Below are 13,764 nucleotides of genomic sequence, written 5' to 3' on the forward strand. Positions count from 1 at the left end.
TCACGAATGCGCGGCGGGGTGAAACGAAAACGCGGACACCGCTGCCGGTATCCGCGTCGAGAGACGATCAGACGCCCTGTTTCAGGCTCGCGCTGATGAAATCGTCGAGATCGCCGTCGAGCACGGCGCGCGTGTTGCTCATTTCGACGCTGGTGCGCAGGTCCTTCACGCGGCTCTGGTCCAGCACGTAGGAGCGGATCTGATGGCCCCAGCCCACGTCGGTCTTGCTCGATTCGAGCTTGTCCTGCTCGGCCTGACGCTTGCGCATCTCGAATTCGTACAGACGCGCCTTGAGCATCTGCATGGCTTCGGCGCGGTTGCGGTGCTGCGAGCGGTCGTTCTGGCATTGCACGACGATGCCCGTCGGCGCGTGCGTGAGACGCACGGCGGAGTCCGTCTTGTTGATGTGCTGGCCGCCCGCGCCCGACGCGCGATACGTGTCCGTGCGGACATCGGCGGGATTGATCTCGATTTCGATCGAATCGTCGATTTCCGGATACACGAACACCGACGAGAACGACGTATGCCGCCCGCCCGACGAATCGAACGGCGACTTGCGCACGAGGCGGTGAATGCCGGTTTCGGTGCGCAGATAGCCGTAGGCGTATTCGCCTTCGACCTTGATGGTCGCGCTCTTGATGCCGGCGACGTCGCCTTCGGATTCTTCGAGCACTTCGGTCTTGAAGCCCTTGCGCTCGCAGTAGCGCAGATACTGGCGCAGCAGCATGGAGGCCCAGTCGCACGCTTCGGTGCCGCCGGCGCCAGCCTGAATGTCGATGAAGCAGTTGTTCGGATCGGCCGGATTGGAGAACATCCGGCGGAACTCCATGTCTTCGACGCGCGCCTTGAGCGCATCGGCGTCCGCCTCGCACGCGACGAGCGTGTCTTCGTCCTGTTCCTCGCGCGCCATGTCGAAGAGATCGCTGGCGTCGCGCAGGTCGTTGTCGAGGCCGGTGAGCGTCGTCACGACGCCGTCGAGCAGCTTCTTCTCGCGACCGAGCGCCTGAGCGTTCTTGGAGTCGTTCCAGACGTTCGGGTCTTCGAGTTCCTTGTTGACTTCGACCAGGCGCGCGGACTTGGCGTCGTAGTCAAAGATACCCCCGTAGCTCACCCGCGCGGCGGCGCAGGTCGGCCAGAAGGCTTTCGATCGCGTTGAGACGTTCTGCTTCCATTGTCGATCTTCGGCTTCGTAAAAAGGTGCAATTATAGCCGATCGACACGTTTTTCCCGCGCCGCCGGGACGCCGGCGGGCTTACTGCGCGACCAGCGATTCGCACGCGGCGACGTGCTTCGCGGCCTGATCCGGGATAACCGGATCAGGCCGTGATTTCGAAAGCGCGCGAGTGAATCGATCACGCGAACCGGAATCACCCCGCATGCTCGACGATCAACTGCACCCGCGCCACGCCGTTCCACGAATCGCTGACGAGCCGGTACGCGACGGTCGCGCGCGGCGGCAGCGGATCGACGTGGTTGAACCAGATCGCGTTGAAGCGCTGACGTCCGCGCACGAGTTGCAGTTTGAGGTGCTTGTCCTTCACGAGCGCTTGCGACGCGACCTCGAACTCGCCCGAGAAAGTGGGCGCGGGAAAGCCCTGGCCCCAGACGCCCGCGTCCAGCAGTTCGACGAACTGCGGCGTGAAGTACGCGTCTTCGAGATCGCCGTCGGTTTCGATCGTGCGGGAAAGCGCGTCGGCGGTGAGCCATTCGCGGCCGACCGCTTCGAACGCGGCGGTGAAGCGCGGGATGTCGGCGGTGAAAAGCGTGAGGCCCGCCGCCATCGCGTGGCCGCCGAACTTGTGGATGAGGCCGGGCTCGCGCTTGCTGATGAGATCGACGGCATCGCGCAGATGGAAGCCGGGAATCGAGCGGCCCGAGCCTTTGGACAACGTGCCGGCGTCGTCCGCGTGCGCGAACGTGAACGAGGGCCGATGAAAGCGCTCCTTGAGCCGCCCCGCGACGATGCCGATCACGCCCTGATGCCAGCCGGGGTCGAAAAGCGTGAGCGTCGCGCGCTCGCCGGGATCGACGTCCTGCAACTCGGCGAGCGCCTGTTGCTGCATGCCCGCTTCGATTTCGCGCCGCTCGCGGTTCATCGCGTCGAGCTGCTGCGCGAGTTCCCACGCGCGGCCGATGTCGTCGGTCGTGAGGCACTCGATGCCGAGCGACATGTCCGCGAGCCGTCCCGCCGCATTCAGGCGCGGGCCGAGCGCAAACCCGAGATCGAAGCCGGACGCCGCGCGCGCATCCCGGCCCGCTGCGCGAAAGAGCGCGGCAATGCCCGGCTGCATGCGTCCCGAGCGAATCCGCTTCAGCCCTTGCGCGACGAGAATCCGGTTGTTGCCGTCGAGCTTCACGACATCGGCGACGGTGCCGAGCGCGACGAGATCGAGCAGGCCGTCCAGACGCGGTTCGGGCGCGTTCTCATACGCGCCGCGCCGCCGCAGTTCGGCGCGCAGCGCGAGCAGCACGTAGAACATGACGCCCACGCCCGCGATGCACTTGCTCGGAAAGCCGCAGCCCGGCTGGTTCGGATTGACGATCGCGCGCGCGGCGGGCAGTTCGTCGCCGGGCAAGTGGTGATCGGTCACGAGCACGTCGACGCCGAGCGCGTTGGCCGCAGCGACGCCGTCGACGCTCGCGATGCCGTTATCGACGGTAATCAGCAGATCGGGCGCGCCGAGTGGCGAGCGCGCGGCCAGGCCGACGATCTCCGGTGTCAGTCCGTAGCCGTACTCGAAGCGGTTCGGCACGAGATACTCGATGTTCGCGCCGAACATGCGCAGTCCGCGCACGGCGACGGCGCAGGCGGTCGCGCCGTCGCAGTCGTAATCGGCGACGACGAGCATGCGCTTGCCGGCCGCGAGCGCATCGGCGAGCACGACGGCGGCATCGTCGCAACCTTTGAGGCCGACGGGCGCGTGCAGGCGTTTGAATTCCGTCTCGACTTCATCCGGCGACGTGACGCCGCGCGAAGCATAGAGCCGCGCGATGACGGGATGCAGGCCGTGGCGCACGAGCGCTTCGGCGTCGGCGGGGGAAGAGGCGCGCGTAACGATTCGCGTCATTCGGTAGAGCCTTATTCGATGAGAAGCGCCGCGAGCGGCCGGCGACGCCAGAACTTGCGCAAGTCGCCGCGCGTGACCGAAAGCGTGACCGAACCGGTGTCGCCGCAGAGCGTCAGCGAAAGGCGCCTGAGAGAGCCGTTCGAGAGCGCGTCCAGCGCGGGCGCGAACCACGCCGTTTCGAGCGCGAGAAGCGCCGCGTTCCAGCGCGCCCAGTCCTGCTCGATGAAGGGCGCGGAGAACGGATTCAGTTCGACGAGCGTCGCGCCTTGCGCGTTCCCGTTGCCGTTCGCGCTGCCGTTCGCGCTGCCGTTCGCGCTGTCGTTCGCGAGCGCGCTGAAACTTTCGGGCGGCGTCGTCGGCGCGAGACCGGCGGCAAGCGCGAGGCCGCGCGTCGCGGCGGCGTCCGACATCACGCGCGCGAAGGGGCTCGTCACCGGGCGCATCGCGCCTTGTCCGTGCAGCCAGATCGAGTTGATGGCTGGCAACCCGCGCGATTCCCGCTCGACGTTGAGCGGATGCTCGAACCACGCCATCTGAACTTCGTTCTGCAGCTTCATCCACGGACGCGAGCGCTCGCCGGTGCGGGCTTCGTGCGGCAGCCAGATTTCGATGTTGCGCCCGGCCGCGCGCAACGGCGACGCGCCCGCGAGCGCGCCGAGCGCATCGCCGGAAACGTACCAGCGCAGGGGCGTCGGCGCCTGCAGCGCAATGCCGAGGTCTTCGATGACGGGCCGCGCCGTCTTGAGCAGCTCACGCGCTTCCTCGGTCCGCACGCCGAGCGTGGCGGGATCGATCAGCACGAGATGATCGTGCGCGATGCGAACGTGGACCGGCTCGATGCACGCCCACAGCGCGGTGCCCGAAGTGCCGGAAGGGCCGGAAGTGCCGGAGGAAGCGGGATCGCCGCCGTCGGCGAGCAGCATGAAAGGGGCGAGGGGCGCGTCGTCGGCGTGGCGCTGGCCGGGCTCGCGCGCGACGATGCCGAAGCGTTGCGCGATCCAGCGTTCGTGCGGCAGCGTGCGCTGGAAATCCTCGCCGATCACGCGTTCTTCGAGCGTGGCGCGGGCGAGCAGCTTGTCGAGCGCCGCGCTTTCCAGTCCGTGCAGCGCGGTTGCCGCGTCCGCCGCCGAGGGCAACGCGAACGGCAACAGAAGGTGAAGGTCGGGAACGGGCATGATGGTCGGCATTGTAGGGCAAAGCGCCGCATTTCATCGGGCGCGCGGGGCGTGTTCGCGGTACGCCGCAGCGCCCTCGCGCGCCCGCCGTTGTTACGGCCGCCGCGCCATGTGTGGCAAACTTTCGCAGATTTCGCGGTGCAGGCGCTGGACTCGCGGCCAAGCGCTGCATCCACGAGGCGGATGACCGCGACGTACCCGCTACATATCCGCTACATACATCGCACGGGGCCGCGAGATCGGCCGGCCGCGACAGCAATGAGGCGACAGCAATGCAGCAACAGCAGAAGAAAGGATTCGCTTGAAACTTCCCTACGAATGGCAGATTGGCTGGCGCTACACGCGCGCCGGCAAACGCACCACGGGCAACGGCTTCATATCGTTCATCGCGCTCGTGTCGATGGCGGGCATCGCGCTCGGCGTCGCCGCGCTGATCGTCGTGCTCTCGGTCATGAACGGCTTCCAGAAGGAAGTGCGCGACCGCATGCTCTCGGTGCTCGCGCACGTCGAAATTTTCTCGCCGACGGGTTCCATGCCCAACTGGCAACTCACCGCGCAGGAAGCGCGCCGCAATCCGGAAGTGACCGGCGCGGCGCCGTATGTCGAAGCGCAGGCGCTGCTCACGCGCCAGGGCGCGGTGAGCGGCGTCGCGTTGCGCGGCGTCGAGCCGACGCTCGAGCCCGAAGTGTCGGACATCGGCAAGGAAATGCGCGCGGGCAAGCTCGCGAACCTCGTTCCGGGCGAGTTCGGCATCGTGCTCGGCGCGGACCTCGCGACCAATCTCGGCGTCATGAACGGCGACAAGATCACGCTCGTCGCGCCCGAAGGCACCATCACGCCGGCCGGGATGATGCCGCGCTTGAAGCAGTTCACGGTCGTCGGCATCTTCGAATCCGGCCATTACGAATACGATTCGACGCTCGCGCTCATTTCGATCCGCGATGCGCAGGCGCTCTTTCGCCTTCCCGCGCCGACCGGCGTGCGCCTTCGCCTGAAGGACATGCAGCGCGCGCCCGACGTCGCGCGGCAACTGTCGCACACGCTCTCCGGCGATCTCTATATCCGCGACTGGACGCAGCAGAACAAGACGTGGTTCTCCGCCGTGCAGATCGAGAAACGCATGATGTTCATCATCCTCACGCTCATCATCGCGGTGGCGGCGTTCAACCTCGTTTCGTCGCTCGTGATGACCGTCACGGACAAGCAGGCCGACATCGCCATCTTGCGCACGCTCGGCGCCCAGCCCGGCTCGATCATGAAAATTTTCGTGGTGCAAGGCGTGACGATCGGGTTCATCGGAACCGCGCTCGGCGTGTCGCTCGGGTGCCTGATCGCGTGGAGCATTCCGTGGCTCGTTCCGATGATCGAACATCTGCTCGGCGTGCAGTTCCTGCCGCCTTCGGTGTATTTCATCAGCGAGCTGCCGTCCGAGCTCGTTCCGGGCGATGTCATGAAGATCGGCGTGATCGCGTTTCTGTTGTCGTCGCTCGCGACGCTCTATCCGAGCTGGCGCGGCGCGAAGGTTCGTCCGGCGGAGGCGCTGCGCTATGAGTGACCTGATTCCGGCAAACAACATCGTGCTCGATGCGTCGTCGATATCGAAGACCTTCGTGCAGGGCGGCTTCAACGTGCAGGTGCTCGACAACGCGCAACTGCAAGTGCGGCGCGGCGAAAAGCTCGCGATCGTCGGTGCGTCCGGCTCGGGCAAGAGCACGCTTCTGCATGTTCTCGGCGGTCTCGACGAACCGAGCGCGGGCAAGGTCTCGCTGCTCGGCAAGCCGTTCACGCAACTGAAAGAGAAGGAACGCAACGAGTTGCGCAACCGCGCGCTCGGCTTCGTCTATCAGTTTCATCATCTGCTGGCGGAATTCACCGCGCTCGATAACGTCGCGATGCCGCTGCGCATCCGCCGCATGAGCGAAGAGGCCGCGCGCAAGGAAGCGCTCGGCATGCTCGAACGCGTGGGCATCGGGCATCGCGCGAAGCATCGGCCGGGCGAATTGTCGGGCGGCGAGCGGCAGCGCGTCGCGATTGCGCGCGCGCTCGTCACGCGTCCGGCATGCGTGCTCGCCGACGAACCGACCGGCAATCTCGACGGCGGCACGGCCGACACCGTATTCAACCTGATGCTCGAGCTTTCGCAGACGCTCGAGACGAGCTTCGTGATCGTCACGCACGATCCCGATCTCGCCGCGCGCTGCGACCGCATCATGCGTCTGCGCGACGGCGTGCTGCACGAAGAGCCGTCCGTGCCGGTCTAAGCGGCGCGCGCCGCGGAGCAACGCCATGTGGATCGACACGCATTGCCATCTCGATGCCTCCGAGTTCGACGCGGACCGCGACGCGGTGGCGCGCGCGGCGCTCGATTCGGCGGTTGAGCGCATCGTGATTCCGGGCGTCGAGCGCTCCAACTTCGAGACGGTGCGCGCGCTCGCGCATCGCATCGAAGGCGGCGCGTATGCGCTCGGCATCCATCCGCTCTTCACCCCGCGCGCCACCGAGGACGACTTGCGCGTGTTGCGCGCGCAGATCGCGGCGAGCATGGACGATCCGCTGTTCGTCGGCATCGGCGAGATTGGGTTGGATTACTTCGTGCCGACGCTCGACGACGCGCGCCAGCAGTTTTTCTACGATGCGCAAGTCAAGCTCGCGCGTGAGTTCGATCTGCCGGTCATTTGCCACGTGCGCAAGTCGCAGGACAAGGTGCTGAAGGGCTTGCGCGTGAATGGCATCCGCTGCGGCATCGCGCATGCGTTCAACGGCAGTTTCCAGCAGGCCGAGGCGTTCATCGCGCAGGGCATGCGGCTCGGTTTCGGCGGCAATCTGACGTTCGAGCGCGCGCGGCAGATTCGCCGCCTCGCGACCGAGCTTCCGCTCGATGCGATCGTGCTCGAAACCGATGCGCCGGACATCGCGCCGGCGTGGCGGTACAAGGGGCGCAACACGCCCGATCAGGTGCCCGGTATCGCGAAGGTGCTGGCGCAGTTGCGCGGCATCGATGAGCCGGCGCTTTCCATAGGCACGACGGCCAACGCGCACGCGGCGCTGCCGCGTCTCGGGCTGGCGGGTTCCTGATTCTTCGCCGATTCACACCGCTTTTCCCCTAGGCCGAACGGCTAACACTCACGCGCCGGCGACGCCATCCGCGTTCTGTTCTGCATAATCGTTCGCTGGTCGCATATTGCTTCGGATGACTGATGGTTATCCGAAAGCACGATGCGTTCGCGTTCACGACGACAACAAAGAGAGCAGGCCGTGCGTGCAGTCCTGATGAGTTTCGCGCTGGGCGTCTGGTGGCTGCAGCAGCAGGCCGCGTTGCCGACGTGGGGCGGCTGGGCCGTCTGCATCGCGCTCTTTTTCATCGCGGCGTGGGCGGCCCGCGCCGCACAACGACGTGCGCGCGTCGCGGCGTTCGCGCTGACGGCGTTCGCCGCGTTTGCGTTCGGATTCGCTTATGCCGCGCTGCGCGCCGAAGTGCGTCTGCGCCCGCATTTGCCGCTTGCCTATGAACAGCGCGACATCGAACTCACCGGCTTCGTGCGCGGCCTGCCCGAGCCGCAAGCCGAAGGCACGCGCTTTCTGTTCCAAGTCGAGTCGAATTCGGCGGGATTGCGCGACTTCCCGAAGATCGTGCGGCTGACGTGGACGCCTGCTGCGCGCGATCCGTCGAGCGGGCCGCCCGCGCTTCGCGCCGGTCAGCGCTGGACGCTCGTTGCGCGGCTCAAGCGCGCGCACGCGAACGCGAACTTCTCGCTGCGCGATGGCGAGGCCGCGCTGCTGGAACGCGGCATCCGCGCGACGGGATCGGTGACGCTCGCGCGCGCGCCGCGCCGCCTGGCCGTCGATGCCGCCGGTCCCTGGCTCGCGATCGATCGCTTGCGCGCGCGCATCCGCGATCGCATCGAAACGGTGCTCGAGCGCGCGCCGCATCGCGGGATCATCGTCGCGCTGGCGGTGGGCGCGCAGGAGTCCGTGAGCGACGCGGACTGGGCCGTCATGCGCGCGACGGGCACGAGTCATCTCGTCGCGATCTCGGGGCTGCACATCGGCTTCGTCGCGGGACTGGCGGCGTTGATCTGCGGCTTTGTCTGGAAGCGGCTCTGCTTTCGCGGCGTGCCCGCGCCGCTTCTCGTGGCCGCGCCGAAGATCGCGGCGCTCGGCGCGGCGTCGTTCGCGGCGTTCTATGCGGCGCTTGCCGGCTTCAACGTGCCCGCGCAGCGCACCTTGTGGATGCTCGCCGTGTTCGCTGCCGCGTTCGTGTGCGGGCGGCGGCCCGCGTCGTCGCTCGTGCTCGCGTGGGCGCTCGCGTTCGTGCTGATCGCCGGTCCGTGGGCGGTGACATCGCCCGGATTCTGGTTGTCGTTTTGCGCGGTGGCGTCGATCTTGCATGCGATCGCGGCGCATGGGCGGCGCGCGTCGAAAGCGCAGCGGGACGACGCTCGCGACTGGCTCGCCGGCATGGAAGCGCGCGATCCGGTGCTGCCGGACGAGTTGCCTCGGCGCTCGCCCGATCCGACATCGCGCGACCATCGGCGCGCGTTCGCCGGAGCCTGCCATCGCGCTGTCGGGAAAGTTCGCGCGCATGTCGCGTCGAGCGTCCGCGTGCAATGGGCCGTGACGCTGTCGCTCGCGCCGCTCACCGCGTACTGGTTTTCGCAGATTCCGCTCATCGGGCCGCTTGCCAATGCGGTCGCGATTCCGTGGGTCAGCCTCGTCGTGACGCCCGTGACGCTCGTCGCGCTGATTCTTCCCGCGCCGCTGGACGCGCCGATGCTTCGCCTCGCGCATGCCGCGCTATCCATGCTCTGCGACGCCCTCGCGCGTCTCGCCGATGCAGCGCCGCAGTGGGCGTTGTGGCATCTTCCCCAGCCCGGTGCGCTGGCGCTCGCCGCGGCGCTTGGCGGCGCCGCATGGATGCTCGCGCCGCGCGGCTGGCCGTTGCGCGCCGCCGCCGTCCTCGCGTGGCTGCCGCTTGCCGTGCCCGCGCCGCACGGCGTCGCAGCCGGCGCGTTTCGCGTGACGGCGCTCGATATCGGACAGGGCTCGTCGCTCGTCGTCGAGACGGCGCGGCACACGCTTCTCTTCGATGCCGGACCCGGCCCCGAATCGACGCATGCGGGCGAGCGCATCGTCGCGCCGTATCTGCACGCGAGCGGCGTGCGTGCGCTGGATGCGCTCGTCGTCAGCCATTCGGATTCGGACCACGCGGGCGGGGCGCCAGCGGTGCTGGACGCGGTGCCGGTCGATCAACTGCTCGCGTCGCTTCCCGCGAGCGATCCGCTGTGGCCGGCCGCGCGCTCGCGCAACAGCGACACCGTGCGTTGCGCGGCGGGGCAGCGCTGGAACTGGGACGGCGTCGAGTTTCGCGTGCTATGGCCCGACCCCGTCCCGCTCACCGGCAGCCCGAACCATCAGGCGTGCGTGCTCAAGGTGACGAACGCGGCGGGGCGCGCCGCGCTCTTCGCCGCCGACATCGAAGCCGATGTCGAACGCACGCTCCTCATGCGCGATCCCGCCGCGCTGCGCGCCGATGTGCTGATCGTGCCGCATCACGGCAGCCGCACGTCGTCGACCGAACCTTTCCTCGATTCCGTCGGGCCGCTCGCAGCGGTATTTCAGGTAGGCTATCGCAACCGTTTTCACCATCCGAATGCGACCGTCTACGCGCGCTATCGCATGCGCGGGATTGCCCTCACGCGCAGCGACGAGGACGGCGCGGCGCGCATCGACATCGGTTCGGAAATCGTGATGGAGCGGTTCCGGCAAACGCACGCCCGGTACTGGATGGGACGCTGACATAACAACAAGGAGCCGCGTGAAGGACATCATCCATTTCTCGCATGCGAACGGCTTTCCGGCTTCGACGTATCGCACGATCTTCGCCGAACTCGCCGACGACTACGAGATCCGCAGCATCGAACGATACGGGCACGATCCGCGCTTTCCGGTCACGCGCGACTGGCCGTATCTCGTCGACCAGCTCGTCGACGACATGAGCCGCTACCGCGAGGATGCGGGCGGCGCGCATCCGAAGGTGTGGCTCGTCGGGCATTCGCTCGGCGGCTATCTTTCGCTGATGGCGGCGTTGAAGCGCCCGCAGTGGGTGAAGGGCGTCGTGATGCTGGATTCGCCGGTCATCGCGGGCTGGCGCAGCGGGCTTTTGCGCGCGACGCAATGGACCGGACTCGACGAACGCCTTTCCCCCGCCGCCGCGACGAAAAAGCGCCGCACGAACTGGGCGAGCCGCGACGAAGCGTGGCGTCATTTCCGCGCGAAGCCGGCGTTCGCGCGCTGGGACGAACGCATGCTCGCCGATTACATCGACTTCGGCATTCCACAAACGCACCCGAACGGCGCGCGCTCGCTCGCGTTCGACCGTCACGTCGAATACCTCATCTATCGCACGTTGCCGCATACGCTCGGCGCGCGGCTCGCGCACGGCGCGCCGGTGCCGGTCGGTTTCGTCGCGGGGACGCGTTCCACGGAAGTGCGGCAAGTGGGACTCGGCATGACGCGGCGCATCGCGGGCGAGCACTTGGAGTGGGTCGAAGGCAGTCATCTCTTCCCGATGGAACGCCCGATCGAAACCGCGCGCGCGGTTCAGCGGCTCATCGGCGCGATGGCGTGAAAGACACGCGAAACGGGACACGAAGCGGGACACGGAACGGTACGCGAAACGGCACGCGCATGCGGTGTTGAACACGGAAGCGGTGCGCAAGAAATACCGCAAAAGAAGGGCCGGCGCGAGTGTTTCGGGCCGAGCGCGGGTTAGGTCGCGGGCGGCCTTTACGGTATAATCCGTTTTTCCCGCGAGCATCTAGCGATGACCAAATATGTATTCGTCACCGGCGGCGTAGTTTCTTCCCTCGGCAAAGGTATTGCCGCCGCCTCCCTCGCCGCGATCCTCGAATCGCGCGGTCTGAAAGTCACTCTCCTCAAGCTCGATCCCTACATCAACGTCGACCCCGGCACGATGTCCCCGTTTCAGCACGGCGAAGTGTTCGTGACGGAAGACGGCGCGGAGACGGACCTCGACCTCGGCCACTACGAGCGCTTCATCAGCACGAAGATGCGCAAGGCCAACAACTTCACCACGGGCCAGATTTACGAATCGGTGATCCGCAAGGAACGCCGCGGCGAGTATCTCGGCAAGACGGTGCAGGTCATTCCGCACATCACCAACGAAATTCAGGCGTTCGTCGAGCGCGGCGCGGCTGCGGCCACGTGCGGCCAGCCGGATGTGGCGATCGTGGAAATCGGCGGCACGGTGGGCGACATCGAATCGCTGCCGTTCCTCGAAGCCGCGCGTCAGATGAGCCTGCGCAGGGGCCGTAACAGCGCGTGCTTCGTGCACCTGACGCTCGTGCCGTTCATCGCCACCGCGGGCGAACTCAAGACGAAGCCGACGCAGCACAGCGTGCAGAAGCTGCGCGAAATCGGTATCTATCCGAACGTGCTCCTGTGCCGCGCGGACCGCCCGATTCCCGACGACGAGCGCCAGAAGATTTCGCTCTTCTCGAACGTGCACGAAGAGGCGGTCATCTCCGTGTGGGACGTCGACAGCATCTACAAGATTCCGCAGATGCTCAACGATCAGGGTCTCGACGAGATCGTCTGCAACGAACTTAAGCTCTCGCCGAAGCCGGCCGATCTCAAGATGTGGTCGGACCTCGTCGAAAAGCTCGAGAATCCGAAGCACGAAGTAACCATCGGCATGGTCGGCAAGTATGTCGAACTCACGGAGTCGTACAAGTCGCTGATCGAGGCGCTGCGCCACGCGGCCATTCATACGTCGACGAAAGTCAACATCGAATATATCGATTCCGAGCAGATCGAAGCAGAAGGCACGGGCGCGCTGCAACATCTGGATGCGGTGCTGGTGCCGGGCGGTTTCGGCCGTCGCGGCACGGAAGGCAAGATCAAGGCCATCCGCTATGCGCGCGAATCGAAGACTCCGTATCTCGGCATCTGCCTCGGCATGCAGCTCGCGGTGATCGAATTCGCACGCGACGTCGCCGGTCTTTCGGATGCGAACAGCACCGAATTCGATTCCGACACGACAAACCCGGTCGTCGCGCTCATCACCGAGTGGTATGACCGCGCGGGGCGCGTCGAAAAGCGCAGCGAAGAGTCGGATCTCGGCGGCACGATGCGCCTAGGCTCGCAGAAATGCCCGATCAAGCCCGGTACGATGGCCGCGCGCATCTACGGCACCGATGTGAACGAGCGTCATCGTCACCGTTATGAGGTCAATAACCGTTTCGTGCCCCAACTCGAAGCGGGCGGCCTTATCATCAGCGCCCGTACCCCGAGCGAGGATCTGCCCGAGATGATGGAGTTGCCGCAATCGATGCATCCGTGGTTCGTCGGCGTACAGTTCCACCCCGAGTTCACGTCGACGCCGCGCGACGGGCATCCGCTCTTCAAGGCATTCGTGGAAGCGGCGCGCGCTCATGCGCAAGGTGAGAACGCATCGGCAACGGCAAGCAAGGCGACGGCGGGAGCGCAGGCATGAAGCTGTGTCACTTCGAAGCGGGACTCGACAAGCCGTTCTTCCTGATCGCCGGTACGTGCGTGGTCGAATCGGAGCAAATGACGATCGACGTCGCCGGGCGGCTCAAGGAAATCACCGGCAAGCTCGGCGTGCCGTTCATCTACAAGTCGTCCTACGACAAGGCGAACCGCAGTTCAGGCAAATCGTTCCGCGGCCTCGGCATGGACGAAGGCTTGCGCATTCTCGGCGAAGTGAAGAAGCAGCTCGGCGTGCCCGTTCTCACGGACGTGCATGCCGAGCATGAGATCGAGGCGGTCGCGTCGGTCGTGGACGTGTTGCAGACGCCCGCGTTCCTGTGCCGTCAGACGGATTTCATCCACGCATGCGCGCGTTCGGGCAAGCCCGTCAACATCAAGAAGGGCCAGTTCCTCGCGCCGCATGACATGAAGAATGTCATCGACAAGGCGCGCGACGCGGCGCGCGAAGCGGGGCTTTCCGAAGACCGCTTCATGGCGTGCGAGCGCGGCGTGTCGTTCGGCTATAACAATCTTGTGTCCGACATGCGCTCGCTCGCGATCATGCGCGAGACCAACGCGCCCGTCGTCTTCGATGCAACGCATTCCGTGCAGTTGCCGGGCGGGCAGGGCACGAGTTCGGGCGGCCAGCGCGAGTTCGTGCCGGTGCTCGCGCGCGCCGCGGTCGCGACGGGCGTGGCGGGACTCTTCATGGAGACGCATCCCGATCCCGCGTGCGCGAAGTCGGACGGCCCCAACGCGGTCCCGCTCGCGCGCATGGAAGCGCTGCTCGAAACGCTGGTCGCGCTCGATCGCGCGGTGAAAAGCGGTCCGTTCCTCGAGAACGACTTCAGTTGAGCGGTACGCGCGCTTTCCCGCAGTCGCCGCGGCTTTCGTATGGCACCATGCAGTCGGGCGGACGCCTCGCGGTCGGCGGCGTCCGGCGTCACGGAACACGCCGTGCAGAGGCACGCCCGAGCGCCGCAAGTGAACGCGAGGGGCGCGAGAAGGTC

Annotated in this window: 10 protein-coding genes; 7 read left to right on the plus strand and 3 right to left on the minus strand. The window is 66.5% G+C overall.

Annotated features, from left to right (window positions below):
- Positions 1-67: 67 nt before the first annotated feature.
- From prfB to LDZ27_RS05485, 3 genes are all read right to left on the minus strand, one after another.
- Positions 68-1,172, minus strand: a protein-coding gene (gene prfB, locus LDZ27_RS05475; RefSeq protein WP_244815692.1) for a peptide chain release factor 2 whose coding sequence is annotated in 2 segments (ribosomal slippage) — positions 68-1,099 and positions 1,101-1,172 — 1,104 coding nt in all. Because the reading frame shifts where the segments join, the coding sequence is not laid out codon by codon here.
- A 195-nt stretch (positions 1,173-1,367) separates the two neighbouring features.
- Positions 1,368-3,068, minus strand: a complete 1,701-nt coding sequence (gene recJ / locus LDZ27_RS05480; protein ID WP_244815693.1) for a single-stranded-DNA-specific exonuclease RecJ — start codon at positions 3,066-3,068, stop codon at positions 1,368-1,370.
- A gap of 11 nt (positions 3,069-3,079) precedes the next feature.
- A complete protein-coding gene (locus tag LDZ27_RS05485) occupies positions 3,080-4,255 on the minus strand; it encodes a regulator (protein WP_244815694.1) in 1,176 nt (391 codons plus the stop codon).
- 289 nt (positions 4,256-4,544) lie between these two features.
- On the opposite strand from LDZ27_RS05485, the gene LDZ27_RS05490 reads away from it, so the two are divergent.
- The 7 genes from LDZ27_RS05490 to kdsA all read left to right on the plus strand — a co-directional run bounded on the left by LDZ27_RS05490 (position 4,545) and on the right by kdsA (position 13,609).
- The gene (locus LDZ27_RS05490) at positions 4,545-5,798 is read left to right on the plus strand and encodes a lipoprotein-releasing ABC transporter permease subunit (RefSeq protein ID WP_244815695.1); all 1,254 of its coding nucleotides are present in this window, start codon (positions 4,545-4,547) and stop codon (positions 5,796-5,798) included.
- Positions 5,791-6,504 carry a lipoprotein-releasing ABC transporter ATP-binding protein LolD gene (gene lolD, locus LDZ27_RS05495; protein ID WP_244815696.1) on the plus strand — a complete coding sequence of 238 codons (714 nt, stop codon included), beginning with the start codon at positions 5,791-5,793 and terminating at the stop codon, positions 6,502-6,504. Before LDZ27_RS05490 ends, lolD begins: the two co-directional genes overlap by 8 nt.
- A gap of 25 nt (positions 6,505-6,529) precedes the next feature.
- A complete protein-coding gene (locus LDZ27_RS05500; RefSeq protein WP_244815697.1) occupies positions 6,530-7,318 on the plus strand; it encodes a TatD family hydrolase in 789 nt (262 codons plus the stop codon).
- 180 nt (positions 7,319-7,498) lie between these two features.
- Positions 7,499-10,039: a ComEC/Rec2 family competence protein gene (locus tag LDZ27_RS05505; RefSeq protein WP_244815698.1), complete on the plus strand. Its 2,541-nt coding sequence runs from the start codon at positions 7,499-7,501 to the stop codon at positions 10,037-10,039.
- A gap of 19 nt (positions 10,040-10,058) precedes the next feature.
- Entirely contained in the window at positions 10,059-10,871 is an 813-nt protein-coding gene (locus LDZ27_RS05510) for an alpha/beta fold hydrolase (RefSeq protein WP_244815699.1), read from the plus strand.
- Between the two features lie 195 nt (positions 10,872-11,066).
- Complete coding sequence (locus tag LDZ27_RS05515) at positions 11,067-12,758, plus strand: CTP synthase (RefSeq protein ID WP_244815700.1); 1,692 nt, start codon at positions 11,067-11,069, stop codon at positions 12,756-12,758.
- Positions 12,755-13,609 carry a 3-deoxy-8-phosphooctulonate synthase gene (gene kdsA, locus LDZ27_RS05520; protein WP_244815701.1) on the plus strand — a complete coding sequence of 285 codons (855 nt, stop codon included), beginning with the start codon at positions 12,755-12,757 and terminating at the stop codon, positions 13,607-13,609. Before LDZ27_RS05515 ends, kdsA begins: the two co-directional genes overlap by 4 nt.
- Positions 13,610-13,764 lie beyond the last annotated feature (155 nt).

This window comes from Caballeronia sp. Lep1P3, from assembly GCF_022879595.1.
Taxonomy (GTDB): Bacteria; Pseudomonadota; Gammaproteobacteria; order Burkholderiales; family Burkholderiaceae; genus Caballeronia.